Annotated in this window: 13 protein-coding genes and 1 pseudogene; 6 read left to right on the top strand and 8 right to left on the bottom strand. The window is 73.8% G+C overall.

The genetic code is table 11. The features are described 5' to 3' along the window. The first annotated feature begins 123 nt into the window (after positions 1-123). On the top strand, positions 124-1,386 hold the full coding sequence (locus J3486_RS14845; RefSeq protein WP_374194722.1) for a GNAT family N-acetyltransferase: 1,263 nt from the start codon (positions 124-126) through the stop codon (positions 1,384-1,386). A gap of 8 nt (positions 1,387-1,394) precedes the next feature. Here J3486_RS14845 and J3486_RS14850 read toward each other — a convergent pair whose 3' ends face one another. Together J3486_RS14850 and J3486_RS14855 are read right to left on the bottom strand one after the other, a co-directional pair. Next, positions 1,395-1,616, bottom strand: a complete 222-nt coding sequence (locus J3486_RS14850) for a hypothetical protein (RefSeq protein WP_207820806.1) — start codon at positions 1,614-1,616, stop codon at positions 1,395-1,397. Positions 1,617-1,625: 9 nt separating this feature from the next. Then, on the bottom strand, positions 1,626-2,852 hold the full coding sequence (locus tag J3486_RS14855; protein ID WP_207820805.1) for a PLP-dependent aspartate aminotransferase family protein: 1,227 nt from the start codon (positions 2,850-2,852) through the stop codon (positions 1,626-1,628). 60 nt (positions 2,853-2,912) lie between these two features. On the opposite strand from J3486_RS14855, the gene J3486_RS14860 reads away from it, so the two are divergent. Further along, the gene (locus J3486_RS14860; RefSeq protein WP_207820756.1) at positions 2,913-3,431 is read left to right on the top strand and encodes an Lrp/AsnC family transcriptional regulator; all 519 of its coding nucleotides are present in this window, start codon (positions 2,913-2,915) and stop codon (positions 3,429-3,431) included. 19 nt (positions 3,432-3,450) lie between these two features. Beyond that, on the top strand, positions 3,451-5,118 hold the full coding sequence (locus J3486_RS14865) for a DUF885 domain-containing protein (RefSeq protein WP_207820757.1): 1,668 nt from the start codon (positions 3,451-3,453) through the stop codon (positions 5,116-5,118). 3 nt (positions 5,119-5,121) lie between these two features. On the opposite strand, the pseudogene J3486_RS14870 reads toward J3486_RS14865, so the two are convergent. Next, positions 5,122-5,873: pseudogene (locus J3486_RS14870) on the bottom strand (SDR family oxidoreductase). A 150-nt stretch (positions 5,874-6,023) separates the two neighbouring features. Here J3486_RS14870 and J3486_RS14875 point away from each other — a divergent pair. Beyond that, positions 6,024-6,806 (top strand): ATP-grasp domain-containing protein, encoded by a 783-nt coding sequence (locus J3486_RS14875; protein WP_207820758.1) that lies wholly within the window; start codon positions 6,024-6,026, stop codon positions 6,804-6,806. A 13-nt stretch (positions 6,807-6,819) separates the two neighbouring features. Here J3486_RS14875 and J3486_RS14880 read toward each other — a convergent pair whose 3' ends face one another. Continuing rightward, positions 6,820-7,314 carry a rhodanese-like domain-containing protein gene (locus J3486_RS14880; RefSeq protein WP_207820759.1) on the bottom strand — a complete coding sequence of 165 codons (495 nt, stop codon included), beginning with the start codon at positions 7,312-7,314 and terminating at the stop codon, positions 6,820-6,822. Between the two features lie 137 nt (positions 7,315-7,451). Here J3486_RS14880 and J3486_RS14885 point away from each other — a divergent pair, with 137 nt between their 5' ends. Continuing rightward, complete coding sequence (locus tag J3486_RS14885; protein WP_207820760.1) at positions 7,452-7,922, top strand: Lrp/AsnC family transcriptional regulator; 471 nt, start codon at positions 7,452-7,454, stop codon at positions 7,920-7,922. Between the two features lie 28 nt (positions 7,923-7,950). On the opposite strand, the gene J3486_RS14890 is transcribed toward J3486_RS14885, so the two are convergent. From J3486_RS14890 to J3486_RS14905, 4 genes are all read right to left on the bottom strand, one after another. After that, positions 7,951-10,995 carry an AAA family ATPase gene (locus J3486_RS14890; protein WP_207820761.1) on the bottom strand — a complete coding sequence of 1,015 codons (3,045 nt, stop codon included), beginning with the start codon at positions 10,993-10,995 and terminating at the stop codon, positions 7,951-7,953. Further along, positions 10,992-12,164 carry an exonuclease SbcCD subunit D gene (locus tag J3486_RS14895; RefSeq protein ID WP_207820762.1) on the bottom strand — a complete coding sequence of 391 codons (1,173 nt, stop codon included), beginning with the start codon at positions 12,162-12,164 and terminating at the stop codon, positions 10,992-10,994. The genes J3486_RS14890 and J3486_RS14895 overlap by 4 nt, the downstream gene beginning before the upstream one ends. 101 nt (positions 12,165-12,265) lie before the next feature. Then, the gene (locus J3486_RS14900) at positions 12,266-13,366 is read right to left on the bottom strand and encodes an LLM class flavin-dependent oxidoreductase (protein ID WP_207820763.1); all 1,101 of its coding nucleotides are present in this window, start codon (positions 13,364-13,366) and stop codon (positions 12,266-12,268) included. Between the two features lie 237 nt (positions 13,367-13,603). After that, positions 13,604-14,224, bottom strand: coding sequence for a YigZ family protein (locus J3486_RS14905; RefSeq protein WP_207820764.1), 621 nt, complete (start codon positions 14,222-14,224; stop codon positions 13,604-13,606). Between the two features lie 191 nt (positions 14,225-14,415). Between J3486_RS14905 and J3486_RS14910 the strand changes: the two genes are divergently transcribed. Further along, positions 14,416-16,389 carry an amino acid transporter gene (locus tag J3486_RS14910; RefSeq protein WP_207820765.1) on the top strand — a complete coding sequence of 658 codons (1,974 nt, stop codon included), beginning with the start codon at positions 14,416-14,418 and terminating at the stop codon, positions 16,387-16,389. Positions 16,390-16,638 lie beyond the last annotated feature (249 nt).

A 16,638-nucleotide genomic window follows, 5' to 3' on the forward strand; every position in this document is an offset into this window, starting at 1 on the left:
CCGGGGAAGGCCGCGGGATGCACGTGCCGCGCAAAACAGCCATAAGCGCTCTTTACCCATCGGTCACAAACCGTTCGTGATCACGCAACACCGTTCCTTCACAGTGGCTGCATGAGTCCAGACATGTCTGATGTGACGCGAGTGAAGAACGACCGATCCGCTCTCGGCCGGTGCCGTGCGCTGCTGGCACGGGCCGCCGCGCCCGCGGCGTGGTGGACACGCCGCCACGAGCACGCTCCACCGACGCCGGATACCGGCGCCCGGCCCACGGCGGCCGGGCGCCGGGACACGGAGGCCCGCGATCCGGCGCGGAGCACCCTGTGGCGGATGCGGACCACGGTGCGCGACGAGCCGGGTTCGCTCGCCGCGCTGTGCATGGCCCTGGCCCATCTGCGGGTGGACATCCTGAGCCTGCAGACGCACCCGCTGGCCGAGGGCACGGTCGACGAGTTCCTGCTGCGTGCCCCGCAGGAGATGGCGGCGGCCGACCTGACCGTGGCGGTCGCGCAGGCGGGCGGCGCCGACACCTGGATCGAGCGCGCCGACGCCCACGACCTGGTCGACGCCCCCACCCGGATCCTCGGGCTGGCCACGCGCACCGCGCAGGACGCGGCGGAACTCCCGCTCGCGCTGCGCCAGTTGCTCGGCCGGTGCACCATCAGGTCGTTGCCCGCCACGTCCACGGGCGCCGCGTCCGCCGAGGGCGGGTTCGACGCCACGGAGCTGCGCCTGCGCACCCCGGAGGGCGGCCTGATCACGGTGGAGCGGCCGTATCTGCCGTTCACGCCCACCGAGTTCGCGCGCGCCCGCGCCCTGGTGGAGCTCGACACCCGGCTCGGCCCGCGGGTCCCGCGCGGCAAAGACGTGCTGACGCTGCCCGAGGGCAACGAGATCACGGTGCGCCGCGCCGACCCTTCGGACGTGGCGGCGGCCAAGGAGATGCACGAGCGCTGCTCGCAGCGGACCCTGAGCATGCGCTACCACGGCCCGGTCGGCGACGCGGACCGCTACCTCAACCACCTGCTGAGCCCCCGCTTCGGTCGCACGCTCGCGGCGCAGACGGCCTCGGGCCGGATCGCCGCCCTCGGCCACCTCCTGTGGGACGGCGACGAGACCGAGATCGCCCTCCTCGTCGAGGACGACTGGCAGCGCCGCGGCGTCGGCTCCGAACTGCTCGGCCGCCTGGTGACGATGGCGGTCGAAGCGGGCTGCGAGAGCGTGTACGCCGTGACGCAGGCGTCCAACACGGGGATGGTCGCGGCGATGCGCGGCCTCGGTCTGCCGCTCGACTACCAGATCGAGGAGGGCACCCTCGTGATCACGGCGCGCCTGGACGCGACGCCGGTGCCCTCCCGACTGCCCTACGAGCAGGAGGCCCAGCGGTAGGACGCCGGCTACTCCTTGACGGGGTCGGCGCCGGGTCGCTTCACGATCCGGTCGCCGGCCTCCACCTCTTTCCAGAGCCGACGGCCGACGCGGAACCGCTCCGTCCCGCCGCCGGTGAGCCTGACCTCGACGAAGTGGTACATGTTCGCCCCGTCGAGCATGCCGCGGGACTTGTCGACGACCTCGCCCTCCCAGGCGTCGTCCCGTCCCGGTTTGTGTGAAATGGCCATACGGCGAGTCTACGAGTCCTGGGTGCCGCCGGCCCGGACCGCTCGCAGCCCCTCGACCGGGCCCCCGCCCCGGCCCGCCCCGTCGAGGGCCCGGTCGAGGTCGGCCCACAGGTCCTCCACGTCCTCCAGGCCGACGGACAGACGCAGCAGCCGGTCGCCGACCCCGGCCGCGCGGCGGTCGTCGGCGGCCACCACGCGGTGGCTGATGGAGGCCGGGTGCTGGATGAGGGTGTCGACGCTGCCGAGGGAGACGGCGGGGGTGATCAGGTCGACCGCGGCGGTCACCGCGTGCGGGTCCCCGGCCACTTCGAACGCCACCATCGCGCCGCCGATGCGCGGATAGTGGACGCGGGTGACGCGCGGGTCGCCGGTCAGCCGCCGGGCCAGTTCCGCCGCGGTCGCGGACGCCGCCCGTACCCGTACCGGAAGCGTCGCGAGACCGCGCAGCAGCAGATAGCCGGCGAGCGGATGGAGCACGCCGCCCGTCGCGAAGCGGATCTTGCGCAGCTGCCGCGCGAACTCCGCGTCGCACGCCACCACTCCGCCGAGCACGTCGCCGTGTCCGCCCAGGTACTTGGTCGCGCTGTGCAGCACGAGCCGGGCGCCGCTCTCGACGGGGCGCTGGAGGACCGGCGTCGCGAACGTGTTGTCGACGAGCAGCGGCACCGCGGCGCAGGCGTGCGCGACGGCCCGTACGTCGACCTCGGCGAGGGTCGGATTGGCGGGCGACTCCACGAGGACGAGCCCGGTGTCGGGGCGGATCGCGTCGGCGATGCCGGCCGGGTCGACCCAGGTCACCTCGGTGCCGAGCACGCCCGCGTCGAGGAGGTGGTCGCTGCACCCGTACAGCGGGCGGACCGCGACGACATGGCCCAGGCCCGCTGAACGGCGTACGAGAAGGACCGCCGTCAGGGCCGCCATGCCGCTCGCGAACGCGACGGCATCGTCCGTGCCCTCGAGGCGGGCGAGGGCCGTCTCGAAGCGGGTGACCGTCGGGTTGCCGAGGCGGCCGTAGACCGGCGGCCCGTCGTCGAGGACACCGTCGGCGGCGAACGCGTCGATGCGGGCGGCCTCGGTGCGGGTGTCGGCGGACGGGTAGGTCGTCGACAGGTCGATGGGCGGGGCGTGCAGACCGAGGGCGGCGAGGTCGTCGCGGCCGGCGTGCACTGCTTCGGTGGCGAGGGCCCGGGTGCGGGGGCGTGCCACGTCCTCGTTGTGGTCCATGGTGTGGTCCATGGCGAGAAGACTGAACACCGGACCGTCGTAGCGCGAGAACTCCCGTGTTACGTTCGGCAGATGACCGATTCTGTCGTACTCGATCCGGTCGATCTGGAGATCTTGCGGCTGCTGCAGAACGACGCCCGTACGACGTACCGGGATCTCGCCGCGCAGGTCGGTGTCGCGCCGTCGACCTGTCTGGACCGGGTGAGCAGGCTGCGCCGGTGCGGGGTGATCCTCGGGCATGTGCTGCGGGTCGATCCGGCGCGGCTCGGCCGCGGGCTTCAAGCCCTGCTCTCCGTTCAGGTGCGGCCGCACCGGCGGGAGTTGGTGGGCCCGTTCGTGGAGCGGATCCGCGCGCTGCCGGAGGCGCGCACGGTCTTCCATCTCACCGGGCCCGACGACTACCTGGTGCATGTCGCCGTCCGCGACATGACGGACCTGCAGCGCCTGGTCCTCGACGAGTTCACGGCACGGCGCGAGGTGGCGCGGGTGGAGACCCGGCTGATCTTCCAGCAGTGGGAGTGCGGGCCGCTGCTGCCGCCCGCCGCCCCGCACGGCACGCTCACAGCGAATCATGGTGACGCGGCCCCCTGACCCGTACGAGGATGTCCGCATGTCAGACATTGCGCACACTCCCCGTCAGGTCGCGGACGCCTACGTGGACGCCCTCGCCGCCCTCGACCCCGTCACCGGCACATACCTCGGCGTACGGACCTCTCTCAGCAAGCTGCCCGACCTCTCGCCCGCGGGCCTGGAGGCGGTCGCCGACCTGGAGCGCCGGACGCTGGCACAGCTCGACGAGGCGGAGCGCGGGCCCGGCGCCGACAGCGACGTCGAGCGCCGCTGCGCCCGGCTGCTCCGGGAGCGGCTGACGGCCCAGCTCGCCGTGCACGACGCCGACGAGCATCTGCGCGAGGTCTCGAACCTCGGCTCGCCGGTGCACAGCGTCCGGGACGTCTTCACCATCGCCCCGACCGAGACGGACGAGGACTGGGCGGCGATCGCCGAGCGGCTGCGCGCGGTCCCCGACGCGTTCGCCGGGTACCGCGAGACGCTGGCGCTCGGCCTTGAGCGCAAGCTGCACGGCGGGCCGCGGCCCACGCGGACGTTCGTCGAGCAACTCACCGAGTGGGAAGGCTGGTTCGAGCAGTTCGCGGCGGGCGGGCCCGAGGCGCTGCGCGAGGAACTCGTGGCGGGCGCGCGGATCGCCGACGCCGCGACGGTGGAGCTGCGCGACTGGATGCGGGACGTGTACGCCCCGGCCGTCGAGGGCTCCCCCGACGTGGTGGGCCGCGAGCGCTACGCCCGCTGGTCGCGCTACTACAACGGCACCGACCTCGACCTGGACGAGGCGTACGCGTACGGGTGGAGCGAGTTCCACCGGCTGCTCGCCGAGATGAAGCAGGAGGCCGAGAAGATCCTGCCCGGCGCCGAGACGCCGTGGGTGGCCCTGGCCCACCTCGACGAGCACGGCCGCCACATCGAGGGCGTCGAGGAGGTCCGGCAGTGGCTGCAGAACCTCATGGACGAGGCGATCGACGCGCTCGACGGCACCCACTTCGAACTCGCCGAGCGGGTGCGGAAGGTGGAGTCCTGCATCGCGCCTCCCGGCAGCGCCGCGGCGCCGTACTACACGGAGCCGTCCGTCGACTTCTCACGGCCAGGACGGACCTGGCTGCCGACGATGGGGCAGACCCGGTTCCCGGTCTACGACCTCGTGTCGACCTGGTACCACGAGGGCGTTCCCGGCCACCACCTGCAGCTCGCGCAGTGGGCGCACGTCTCCGAGGACCTGTCGCGTTACCAGGCGACGGTCGGCATCGTCTCCGCGAACGCGGAGGGCTGGGCGCTGTACGCGGAGCGCCTGATGGACGAGCTGGGGTATCTGACGGACGCCGAGACGCGGATCGGTTACCTGGACGCGCAGATGATGCGGGCGTGCCGGGTCATCGTCGACATCGGCATGCACCTGGAGTTGGAGATCCCGGCCGACTCGCCGTTCCACCCGGGCGAGCGCTGGACGCCCGACCTCGCGCAGGAGTTCTTCGGCGCGCACAGCAGCCGTCCCGCGGACTTCGTGGAGAGCGAGCTGACCCGGTATCTGTCGATCCCCGGCCAGGCGATCGGCTACAAGCTGGGCGAGCGGGCATGGCTGCTCGGCCGGGCCAACGCGCAGGCGGCGCACGGTGACGCCTTCGACGCGAAGGACTGGCACATGGCGGCGCTCTCGCAGGGGTCGCTGGGGCTCGACGACCTGGTGGACGAGCTGTCCAAGCTGTAGGTCCTACACGGGGGTTCGGCGCAAGCCGCCTTCGGAGCCGATGACCCGCCCGGTGATCCAGCACGCCTCGTCGGCCGCCGGCCGGGCGATCGGCCGGGCCGGGTCGTCGGGCCTCCCCCACCCCTTCCCGGAGAACAGCTCGACGACCGCCTCGTAGGCCGCGCCGTCCGGACAGCCGGTGCCCAAGGGCCCGGACAGCCAGTGCCCAAGGGTCCGGGTTGACGGTGGGGGTCATCATCACGACGCGCCCGCCGGGGGCGTCGATCCCGGCGTGGTCCGGGCGAAGGCCCGCACGAGGAGGATCACCGAGCGGGCGTCCACGGCCCGGCGGGCGTCGAGCATCGCGGCGTCGATCGTGTCGAGGGTGCCGTCGCTGCCGCTGAGGGCGTGGTCGGCGACGACGACGTCCAGGCGGCCGCCCAGCGCGCGTGCGTCGCGTCGGCGATCAGGCGGGCCGGGGCGCCGGGACCGGTGAGATCGGCGGGCCCGTGCACGACGCGCGCCTCGGGGTCGGCGCACGCCTCACGGACCGCCGCGACGACCTCGGCGGGCCGGTCGGCGCCCCACGGCATGGCCGCGTCGGGCGGCACGTGGTGGTGCGGACAGACGCTCGTCCCGTACGCCGCGAGCCGCCGGGCCACGGCGAACCCGATCCCGGCGCGCCGGCCGGCCCCGGTGACCAGGGCCGTGCGACCGCGCAACGGGCAAGGGGCGCGGCGCAGTTGATCGACGGTGGGGTGCGGGATTTCCGGCAGGGGGGCGATGATGCCGGGCGGCGCCGACGTGCCGCATGCTCATTTCGCCTCCCCCGCGGATCAGCGGACACCAGGTGGCCGCGTGGATATCAGGTGGCCGCGTGGATATCAGGTGGCCACGGTGACGGCACGACCCGCATCCTTCTCCCCATGCACGCCGCACACCCCACCCGAACCCTGTTCCTGTCCCCGCGCGTCACCGCGACCGGTCTGGCCCTGGCCGACGCGGCGCGGCGGCGCGGCCTCGGCGTGCGGACGTACGCCGACCGGCGCACCCCCGCCGAGTGGCTCGGGCATCCGGGCGGCGCCCTCTATGCGGGGCCGCTGTTCGCGGACGCGGTGGCCAAGGAGCTCGGGGTCGGTCTGCTGGAGGCGGCACCGGGCTGGCTGGCGGATCTGCCGCGCGAACTGACGCGCAGGGAGGTCCGGTTGACGTCGATCGCCGCGGCGCGGAGCCTGCGCAGGCCCGCGTTCATGAAGCCGCCGAACGACAAGAGTTTCCCCGCGCGAATCTATCCGGACGGCAGCGGGCTGCCCGGCCCGGACGCGACGGACGACGACACACCGGTGCTGGTCAGCGACATCGTCACGTTCGATGCGGAGTACCGGCTGTTCCTGCTCGACGGGGAGGTGCGCACCGGGAGCCGGTACGCGCGGCGCGGACAGCTGGACGTGGCACCGCTCGACACGGACGAACTGCACGACGAGGTGCGGGACTTCGCGCGGCGCCTGCCGTCCTCGACGCTGCCGAGCGCGATCGTCGTGGATGTCGGACGGCTCGCGGACGACGGGGGCTGGGCCGTCGTGGAGGCCAACGCGGCCTGGGCGAGCGGGCATTACGCCTGCGACGCGGACGCGGCGCTGGACGTGGTGCTGCGTGCGGCGCGGCCGGTGGACGCCGTCGGCCACCGGGACGCGCGCTTTCTGCGCTGATCGGGTCCGGGGCTCAGCAGCCGCAGTCGTCGGAGTCGACGGGCGCGGTCAGCGGGTCGGCGGCCTGCTGCGCGGGGCCCTCCCACGTCTCGTACGCGAAGCCCTCGCGGACCCAGTACTCGAACCCGCCGAGCATCTCCTTGACCTGGAAGCCGAGCTCGGCGAGGGCGAGGGCGGCCCGGGTGGCGCCGTTGCAGCCGGGGCCCCAGCAGTAGGTGACGACCGGCACGGACTTGTCGAGGAGCTCCTCGGCCTGCTCGGCGATGAGGGCGGTGGGCAGGTGGACCGCGCCCGGGACGTGACCCTGGTCCCAGGAGGCGGTGGAGCGCGAGTCGATGACGACGAAGCCCGGGTCGCCGTCGGCGGCGAGCGCGGCGGCGACGTCGGACACGTCGGCGTGGAAGGCGAGGCTCGCGCCGAAGTAGGCGGCAGCGGCGGCGGGCGAGGCGGGGGCGACGCGCAGGACCGGGTTGGTGGTGGTCGCGGCGGCGGTCTGGGTCGTCGTCATGGTGGTGTGGTTCCTTTCCTGGTGCGGGCGGGCTACTGGCCCTGACCAGAAATCTACGGTCAGTGATCGACTCCGGGAAGGTCCGTTCCCCGGGATACCGGTTGATCCTCCGAGGATTTCCCGGTTATCTGTTCTGCATGACCGTCGATTCCCCTGCCGCATCTCCGCCGTACGCTCCCGACGCCACGGACTGGCGCATTCTGCAGGTCCTCCAGCGCGAGGGCCGCGCCAGTTACGCGGAGCTGGCCCGCGCCGTGTCGATGTCCGCGAGCGCCGTGACCGAGCGGGTGCGCAGGCTGGAGGAGGCCGGGGTGATCGCGGGGTACGCCGCCGTGGTCGTCCCGGAACGGCTCGGTCTGCCGATCCTGGCCTTCGTGCGGCTCCGGTACCCGAACGGCAACTACAAGCCGTTCCACGACCTGGTCGAGGCGACCCCGGAGATCCTGGAGGCCCATCACGTCACGGGCGACGACTGCTTCGTCATCAAGGTGGCGGCCCGCTCGATGAGCCACCTGGAGGAGATCTCCGGGAAGATCGGGACGCTGGGGTCGGTGACGACGAGCGTGGTGTATTCGTCGCCGCTGCCTCGCCGCCCCATCGGCCACTGACCGGCGCTCCGGTCCTGCGGAGCCGGGCTCACCCCGTCTCCGCCCCGCGCTGCCGCACCACCGACCCGTCCCGCCCCTTCACGACCTCCAGCTGGGCGTGGACGCGGCGGCGCAGGTCGCCGACGTGGCTGACGATGCCGACGCTGCGGTCGCGTTCGCGCAGGGAGTCGAGGACGTCGAGGACGTCGTCGAGGGTCTGGTCGTCGAGGCTGCCGAAGCCCTCGTCGATGAAGAGGGTGTCGAGGCGGACCCCGCCCGCCTCGTCGGTGACGACGTCGGCGAGGCCGAGCGCCAGCGCGAGGGACGCGAAGAACGTCTCGCCGCCGGAGAGCGTCGCCGTGTCCCGCTCGCGCCCGGTCCACGCGTCGACGACGTGCAGGCCGAGGCCCGAACGGCCGCGCCCTGCGGTGGAGTCGGAGTGCACCAGCGTGTACCGGCCGGCCGACATGCGGCTGAGGCGCGCCGTCGCCGCCGCCGCCACCTGTTCGAGGCGGGCCGCGAGCACGTACGACTCCAGGCGCATCTTGCGCTCGTTGTCCGCCGAGGTGCCGGCCGCGAGGGCGGCGAGCCGGGCGACGCGGTTGTACGTGGCGCGCAGCGGGCCGAGGCGCCGGGCCTCGGTGGCGGCGCGCCGGGAGAGCCGGTCGAGTTCGGTGCAGCGGCGCTGCGCCGCGTCCCGCCCGGAACCCGCGGCACGCACCCGCGCGTCCGCGGCCTCGGCCGTGGCGTGCGCGGCGGCGACGTCCGCCGCGGGCCTGCGGGCGGCGGCAGCGGTGTCCTCCTCGGCGAGGACCGCGCGGACCGCCGCCGTCTCCGACTGCCAGGCGTCCAGGCGGTGCTGCAGTTCACGGTGGTGTACGTCGTCGAGCCGGGCGGCCGCCGCTTCCTGCGGCGTGTCGAAGCCCGCCTTGAAGGCCGCGTCGGCGAGTCGCGCGTCCGCGTCCTTGAGGCGCTGCGCGGTGTCCTCGACGGCTCGGGCCGCCTCCGCCGCCGTGCCGAGCAGCTCCACCAGCCGCTCCAGCTGGGCCGCGCGCGCCTCCACGCTCGCCGCGGCGCCGCGCGCCTGCGTCAACTCCCGCTCCAGACCTGCCTGTTCGCGGTCCAGGGCGTCACGCAGTGAGGACCTCGCCGCGGTGCGGGTGGCGGCGTCCTGGCGGGCGATGAGCCGGCGGCCGTGCTCGCTCTCGGCGCGGGCCAGCGCCTCGCGGGCGGCGTGCAGCCCGGAGGCCAGGTCGCGCGCCTCGGCGTGTCGGTCTTGCAACGCGCGGGCCGCTTCGGCGAGTTGCTCCGCCGGGGCGTCCCCGGCGGCGGCCTTCGCGGCGGCCAGTGCCTCGCGCACGGCGGCGGCGCGGCGCTCGGCGTCGGCGACCCGGTCCTCGGCGGCTCGGTAGGCGGCGAGCGCGGCCTCCTCCGCGGCGCGGTCGACGTGCCCCGCCGACCTCCGCTGAGGCGCGGGGTGTTCGGTGGCGCCGCACACGGCGCAGGGTGCGCCGTCCGTCAGCTCCTCGGCGAGTTCGGCGGCGATGCCGAGCAGCCGCTGCTCCTTGAGCGCGAGCCAGTGCTCGCGGGCGTGCGCCGACTTCTCGCGGGCGGCGAGGGCGTCGTCCCGCGCGGTGTCCGCCTGTGCGGTGAGCCGGTCGCGCTCGCGTGCGGCGCGGGCCTGCTGCAGTGCGGGCTCCAGCTGTCCCCCGAGGTGCTCGGCCCGCGTCGCGGCCTCCTGGGCGGCGTCGACCTCGGCCTGCAGTGCGCCGCGCCGGGTGTCCCAGCGGGCGAGCCACTGCTCGGCCTCGTCGAGAAGCTCGGTGTCGGCGCGCTCCTCCCGGTCGAGGTCCGCGCGCTCGCGGGCGACCCCGCCGAGACGTCGCTCGGCCCGGCGCGCCGCGTCGAGCCCGCCGAGCTCCTGGGCGACACGCCGTGCGGCCTCGGCGAGCGCGCCGGGTCCCGCCTCGGCGAGGCCGCTGTCCACGGCGCCCTCGCCGGTGTCCGGCGCCTCGCGCAACTCCCGTCTGGTGTGCGCCTCTTCGCGCAGCGCCGCCGCGTGCTCGGCCTCCGCGGCGTCCCGCAGGGACAGCGCGGGCGCGACGGTCTCCGCCTTGCGGCCGCGCTCCATCCGCTCCCGTACCGCCCGCTGCTCTTCCTCCTGGGCGGCGAGCGCGGCCGCCCGCGCCTCGGCCTGGGCGAACCTGCGCTGCAGCCGGTCCGTCTCCTGCGCCTCGGCGAGGTCGCGCTGCGCGGCGACGCGGGCCGTCTCGGCGGCGCCCAGCGCCAGGTGCGCGTGCGTGAAGTGCTCCCGGGCCGTGGAGCGGGCAACGGCCGCCCATCCGAGGACGGCCTCCGCGACCCCGGGGTCTCCCGGCACCGCGTCGACCGGTGCCGTCTCCACCACGTCGCCCGCGGCCTGCTGCATCCGGTGCGCTTCGGCGAGCAGCTCGGCGTCCCCGGCGGTGACCTGCTTCTCGGCGGCGCGCCGGTCCTCGGCGAGCCGCTGCTCCACGGCGGCGAACCGGCGCGTGTCGAAGAGCCGGCCGAGCAGCTTGCCGCGCGCCTCGGCGTCGGCGCGCAGGAAGCGGGCGAAGTCGCCCTGGGGCAGGAGCACGACCTGGCAGAACTGGTCCTTGCTCATACCGAGCAGCTGGGTGACCTCCTCGCCGATCTCCTGGTGGGAGCGGCTGAGGTCCTTCCACTCCCCCGCCACGGCGTCGTACTCGCGCAGCCAGCTCTGCGCCTTCTCCGTCGTGAATCCGGTGCCGCGCTTCTTGGGGCGGGCGAACGGCGGCTGCCGGGTGAGCTCCAGGCGCCGTCCCGCGACGGTCAGCTCGAGGCGGACCTCGGTGCGCGTGCCGGGCTCGGCGTGGTCGCTGCGCAGGCTCTGCCCCTGCCCGGCCGCGCTCTGGCGGGCGCCGGGCACCGCCCCGTACAGCGCGTAGCAGACCGCGTCGAGGACGGAGGTCTTGCCGGCGCCGGTCGGGCCGTGCAGCAGGAAAAGGCCGGCCGACGAGAGCGCGTCGAAGTCGATCTCCTGGGTGCCGCCGAAGGGGCCGAACGCCGTGATGTGCAGGGTGTGCAGCCTCACCGGGCGACCTCGCGCGCCTCGTTCACGAAGGCGTCCGTCCGCACCGCGTCGAACGCGGCGCGCAGCACCGTCCGCTCGTCCTCGTCGGGTCCCGCGCCTCTGACGTGGGTCACGAAATCCTCCGCGATCTCGTGGTCGTCGCGCCCCTTGAGGCGCTGTGCGTAGCTGGCGTCCGGCTCGGTCTCGGTCCTGCGCGGGTCGAAGAGGAGGCTGAGGGTGTGCGGGAAGCGCTCGGTGAGCCGGGCCATCGGGTCGTCGGGGCGGACCGCGTCGGTCAGCGTGGCCTCGACCCAGGACTCCTCGTGGATCTCCAGCGCGGCATCGGCGAGCAGCTCCACCAGGTCGCCGCGGATCCGGGCGAGTGGCCGCGGCACGGGGCAGTCGACGCGCTCGGCCGTCACGGCCCCTTCCGCGTCCAGGTCGATCAGCCACATGCTCTTGCGGTGGTCGGCCTCGGAGAACGAGTACGGCAGCGGCGAGCCGGAGTAGCGGACCCGCTCGGAGATCCGCTGGCTGCCGTGCAGATGCCCGAGCGCCACGTAGTCGACCCCGTCGAAGACCCCGGCGGGGACGGCGGCGACGCCGCCCACCGTGATGTCGCGCTCGCTGTCGCTGGGCGCGCCGCCGGTGACGAAGGCGTGCGCGAGGACGACGGACCTCGTCCCGTCCCGACGCTCCGCGAGATCGGCCCGTACCCGCTCCATGGCGGCGGCGAGCACCTGCTCGTGGCCCGCCTTCGCGACCCCGAACTCGTCCTTCACCAGCGCCGGTTCGAGATACGGCAGTCCGTAGAACGCCACGTCCCCGTGCGCGTCGCCCAGCACCACCGGCTCGCCGCACCGGCCCGGCTCCGTGCGCAGGTGGATGCCGGCCCGCCCGATGAGCCCGGCGCCGACCCCGAGGCGCCGCGCGGAGTCGTGGTTCCCGGAGATCATCACCGTGGGCACGCCGAGGTCGGCCAGGCGGTGCAGCGCGGCGTCGTACAGCTCGACGGCTGCGAGCGGCGGCACCGCCCGGTCGTACACGTCACCGGACACGACCACCGCGTCCACGTCGCGCTCGCGCACGGTGTCGACGAGGTGGCCGATGAACGCGGCCTGGGCGTCGAGCATGTTCACGCGGTGGAACGCTCGGCCCAGATGCCAGTCGGACGTGTGCAGCAGCCTCATGACACACGAGGCTAACGGCTGGGTCGGACATCACGGGAGGAACTCCGGGAACGACGGGAACTGCCGGACCAGCCGAAACGCTGCGCTCCCTGCGCCGCGGCCTATGCCGGGCGCCGCCACAGCCCTCGCGCGGCGAGCACCGGCAGCACGCCCTCGCCGAACCAGTACGCCTCCTCGACGTGCGGGTAGCCGGAGAGCACGAACTCGTCGATGCCGAGTGCGTGGTACTCGGCGATGCGGTCGGCGACCTCGGTGTGCGAGCCCACGAGCGCGGTCCCGGCGCCGCCTCGTACGAGACCGACGCCGGCCCACAGGTTCGGGTGGATCTCCAGTGCGTCGAGGCTGCCGCCGTGCAGCGCGCGCATCCGCCGCTGGCCCTCGGACCCCGAGCGGGCGAGCCCCTCCTGCACGTCGGCGACGGTCTTCGCGTCGACCCCTTCGAGGAGCCGCCGGGCCTGTGCCCACGCCTCGTCGGACGTGTCGCGGGCGATGACGTGCAGCCGTATCCCGAACCGGATGTCACGCCCCTCGGCCCTCGCGAGCGTGCGGATCCAGCCGATCTTCTCGGCGACCTGGGCGGGCGGCTCGCCCCAGGTGAGGTACACATCACTGTGCCGGGCGGCGACCGGGCCCGCCGCCTTCGACGAGCCGCCGAAGTAGACGGGGGGCACGGGGTCGGGCAGCCGGGTCAGGCGCGCCCCGTCGACCCGCTCGTGGTCGCCGTCGAAGTCGACGGTCTCGCCGCGCCACAACGCGCGCGTGATGTGCAGGAACTCGTCGGTCCGCGCATAGCGCCCGTCCTTGTCGAGGAAGTCGCCGTAGGCGCGCTGCTCGCGATCCTCGCCGCCGGTGACCACGTTGAGGAGCAGTCGCCCGCCGGAGTGCCGCTGGTAGGTGGCCGCCATCTGTGCGGCGAGCGCGGGGGCGACGAGTCCGGGGCGGAACGCGACGAGGAACTTCAGCCGCTCGGTCCGCTCGACGAGCATCGCGGTGGTCAGCCAGGCGTCCTCGCACCAGGCGCCGGTCGGGGTGAGGGCGCCCTCGAAACCCAGCTGTTCGGCGGTACGGGCGACTTGGCCGAGGTAGGCCAGGGAGGCGGGCCGGTCGCCGCCGGCCGCGTGGGTGGGGACGCCGTGGCCGCCGCCGACGATGCGGCGGCTGTCTCCGTTGGTGGGCAGGAACCAGTGGAAGGTCAGGGGCATGGCTGTGCCGTCCTTTGCGCAGGGGAGAACGTGCGGAACGGGCCTCGACCGCCGGACGGCGGGAGGCGGGAATCCGTGCGAGCCCCGCGACGGGGCTCAGTGGCAAAGGCGACAGACGGCGCTGCACACGCGCGCGAGGTCGACATGACGTCGCCGCGTGAGGTCCCGCTGTCCTGCGTCCATGATCCGATTCAAGCAGCCGCGCCGAACCCGGATCAACCCCCTGTCGGCCCCCGGTTACCCGTAGGCCTCCCCGCCCAGTTCGAACGCGGCGGTGCCCGCGCTGACGTCCGCGAGCCAGGCCGTGAACCGCTCCACGTCGGCCTCGGGCAGCCCGATCTCGATCTCGACGGCGGCGCCGTAGCGGACCTCGCGCACCGCGCGTCCGGTCGAGCGCAGGTCGTTCTCCATCTTGCCCGCGCGCGCGTGGTCGACGGTGACGGTGGCGAGCCGGAACCGGCGCCGGGTGACCGTGCCGAGGGCGTCGAGCGCCTCGCCGACCGCGCCGCCGTAGGCGCGGATCAGCCCGCCGGCGCCCAGTTTCACCCCGCCGTAGTAGCGGGTGACGACAGCGACGACGTACCGCATCTCGCGGCGCGTGAGCATCTGGAGCATCGGCACTCCGGCGGTGCCGCCCGGCTCGCCGTCGTCGCTGGCCTTCTGCACGGAGGCGTCGGCGCCGATGACGTACGCGTAGCAGTTGTGGGTGGCGGTGGGGTGTTCCTTGCGGACGCGCGCGACGAAGGCCTGGGCCTCCTCCTCGGTCGCGGCGGGCGCGAGCGCGCACAGGAACCGGGAGCGGTTGATCTCTGTCTCGTGCACGCCCTCGTGGGCCACCGTGCGGTACTCGTCCTGCATCCGGCCAGCGTATGCGCAGCTCGTGGGACCGGGGACACGGAGGGGACCGCGAGGTCGCCCCCGCGCGATGCACAGGTGACGATGTGATGGATACTCGCACGTCGTCGCGCTCGCGTTCGGCCGTCGGCAGTCCTGTCGACGGTGGTCCGTGCCGCGCGGCGTCGCCGAGCCGTCCGACAGAAAGCACCGACATGACCGGCACCCAGGCCGAGACCCCGGCCGCCGCCGCGCCCGCCCGCAGTTCACGCTGGCGGTCCTGGCTGCTGGAGGGCCTGAGCGAGCAGACGGCCCGGCATCAGGGCCCGCACGGGCATGTTCCGGAGGAGCACCACGGCCACAAGTGGTGGCGCGTGATGTGTCTGACGGGCGTCGACTACTTCTCCACGCTCGGCTACCAGCCGGGCATCGCGGCGCTGGCCGCCGGACTGCTCTCGCCGCTCGCCACGCTGGTCCTGATCGCCCTGACGCTGCTCGGCGCGCTGCCGGTGTACCGGCGGGTGGCCAAGGAGTCCCCGCACGGCGAGGGCTCGATCGCGATGCTGGAGCGGCTGCTGCCCTGGTGGGCGGGGAAGCTGTTCGTCCTGGTCCTGCTCGGGTTCGCGGCGACCGACTTCATGATCACGATGACTCTGTCGGCGGCGGACGCGGCGGCGCACGTCGTGGAGAACCCGTTCGCCCCGCACTGGCTGCACAACGCCAACATGTGGATCACGCTGGCGCTGCTCGCGGCGCTCGGCGCGGTCTTCCTGAAGGGCTTCCAGGAGGCGATCCGGGTCGCCGTCGTCCTGGTGGGCGCCTATCTCGCGCTGAACGTGGTCGTGCTGATCACGGCCGTCGGCCATGTCTTCACCCAGCCGGTCAAGATCACCAACTGGTGGGACGCGATGACGGCCGAGCACTCCTCGCCGTTCATGATGGTCGGCGTCGCCCTGCTCGTCTTCCCGAAGCTGGCGCTCGGCATGTCCGGGTTCGAGACCGGTGTCGCGGTGATGCCGCAGGTCAAGGGCGACTCCTCGGACACGTACCAGAAGCCCGCCGGCCGGATCCGCGACACCCGCAAGCTGCTCACGACCGCGGCGCTGATCATGAGCTGTTTCCTGCTGTTCTCCAGCCTGGCGACGACGATCCTGATCCCGCAGGACGAGTTCAAGGCGGGCGGCTCGGCGAACGGCCGCGCCCTGGCGTATCTCGCGCACCAGTACCTCGGTGAGGCCTTCGGCACGGTCTACGACGTCTCGACCATCGCCATCCTGTGGTTCGCGGGCGCCTCCGCGATGGCGGGCCTGCTCAACCTGGTCCCCCGCTACCTCCCGCGCTACGGCATGGCCCCGGAGTGGACCCGGGCCGTGCGGCCGCTGGTCCTGACGTTCATGGCGGCGGCGGTCGCCATCACGCTCTGGTTCAACGCGAACGTCGACGACCAGTCCGGCGCGTACGCGACCGGCGTCCTGGTCCTGATGCTGTCCGCGTCCTTCGCCTCCACGGTCGCCGTGCACCGGCGCGGCCACCGCAAGTCGACGATCGGGTTCGGCGCGATCACGGCGGTCTTCGCCTACACGCTCGTCACGAACGTCGTCGAGCGCCCCGACGGCATCAAGATCGCCCTGATCTTCATCTTCGCGATCCTGATCTCCTCCTTCGCCTCCCGGGTGCACCGCGCCTTCGAACTGCGCGCGGGCGCGGTGGCGTACGACGAGACGGCCGCCCGGCTGATCGACGAGGCGGCGGCGCAGGGCCCGCTGCGCATCGTCGCCAACGAGCCGCAGGAGCACACCAGCGCCGAGTACCGCGCCAAGGAGGCCTGCCAGCGCGAGGACACGCACATCCCGGACGACGGGGCGCTCCTGTTCCTGGAGGTCTTCATCCAGGACTCCTCCGACTTCACCGAGGACCTGACCGTCCACGGCGACGAGAAGCACGGCGTGCGCCGCCTGCGGGTGCACGGGCCGGGCGTCCCGAACACGGTCGCCGCCGTCCTGATGAACCTGCGCGACCGCACGGGCGAGGTCCCGCACGCCTACTTCAACTGGACCGAGGGACACCCGGTCAGCCACCTGCTGCGCTTCCTCGTGTTCGGCGACGGCGAGGTCGCCCCGGTCACCCGCGAGGTGCTGCGCCGCGCGGAGCCGGACCCGGAGCGCCGGCCGCGCGTCCACGTGGGCTGACGCCGGGCCCGGCCATCCGCGTGGCACGGCCCTCGGTGCCCGGCGTGGCGCGGGGTCCGGCCGGCCCCGGTTCCTGGGGTCCGGCCCATGACCGAGCACCCCGGTGACCTAGGCCGCCGCAGCGTCCTCAGGTTCTGGCACTGCGACGCCTGGGGCCACCACTCCGGCCGCGGCCCCCCCCACCCCCGCGGGGGGGCGCCGCGGAGAGGGTGGACCCCCTGAGAGTAACCCAGCGCGCCGTCCCAAAGT

It is taken from the genome of Streptomyces sp. VRA16 Mangrove soil (genome assembly GCF_017377775.1).
In the GTDB taxonomy this organism is placed as follows: Bacteria; Actinomycetota; Actinomycetes; order Streptomycetales; family Streptomycetaceae; genus Streptomyces.

Bases quoted from the DNA above. Each gene is read 5' to 3' on its own strand.
- J3486_RS14845 (WP_374194722.1), top strand. From the start codon at position 124: ATGTCTGATGTGACGCGAGTGAAGAACGACCGATCCGCTCTCGGCCGG.
- J3486_RS14850 (WP_207820806.1), bottom strand. From the start codon at position 1,616: ATGGCCATTTCACACAAACCGGGACGGGACGACGCCTGGGAGGGCGAG.
- J3486_RS14855 (WP_207820805.1), bottom strand. From the start codon at position 2,852: ATGGACCACACCATGGACCACAACGAGGACGTGGCACGCCCCCGCACC.
- J3486_RS14860 (WP_207820756.1), top strand. From the start codon at position 2,913: ATGACCGATTCTGTCGTACTCGATCCGGTCGATCTGGAGATCTTGCGG.
- J3486_RS14865 (WP_207820757.1), top strand. From the start codon at position 3,451: ATGTCAGACATTGCGCACACTCCCCGTCAGGTCGCGGACGCCTACGTG.
- J3486_RS14875 (WP_207820758.1), top strand. From the start codon at position 6,024: ATGCACGCCGCACACCCCACCCGAACCCTGTTCCTGTCCCCGCGCGTC.
- J3486_RS14880 (WP_207820759.1), bottom strand. From the start codon at position 7,314: ATGACGACGACCCAGACCGCCGCCGCGACCACCACCAACCCGGTCCTG.
- J3486_RS14885 (WP_207820760.1), top strand. From the start codon at position 7,452: ATGACCGTCGATTCCCCTGCCGCATCTCCGCCGTACGCTCCCGACGCC.
- J3486_RS14895 (WP_207820762.1), bottom strand. From the start codon at position 12,164: ATGAGGCTGCTGCACACGTCCGACTGGCATCTGGGCCGAGCGTTCCAC.
- J3486_RS14900 (WP_207820763.1), bottom strand. From the start codon at position 13,366: ATGCCCCTGACCTTCCACTGGTTCCTGCCCACCAACGGAGACAGCCGC.
- J3486_RS14905 (WP_207820764.1), bottom strand. From the start codon at position 14,224: ATGCAGGACGAGTACCGCACGGTGGCCCACGAGGGCGTGCACGAGACA.
- J3486_RS14910 (WP_207820765.1), top strand. From the start codon at position 14,416: ATGACCGGCACCCAGGCCGAGACCCCGGCCGCCGCCGCGCCCGCCCGC.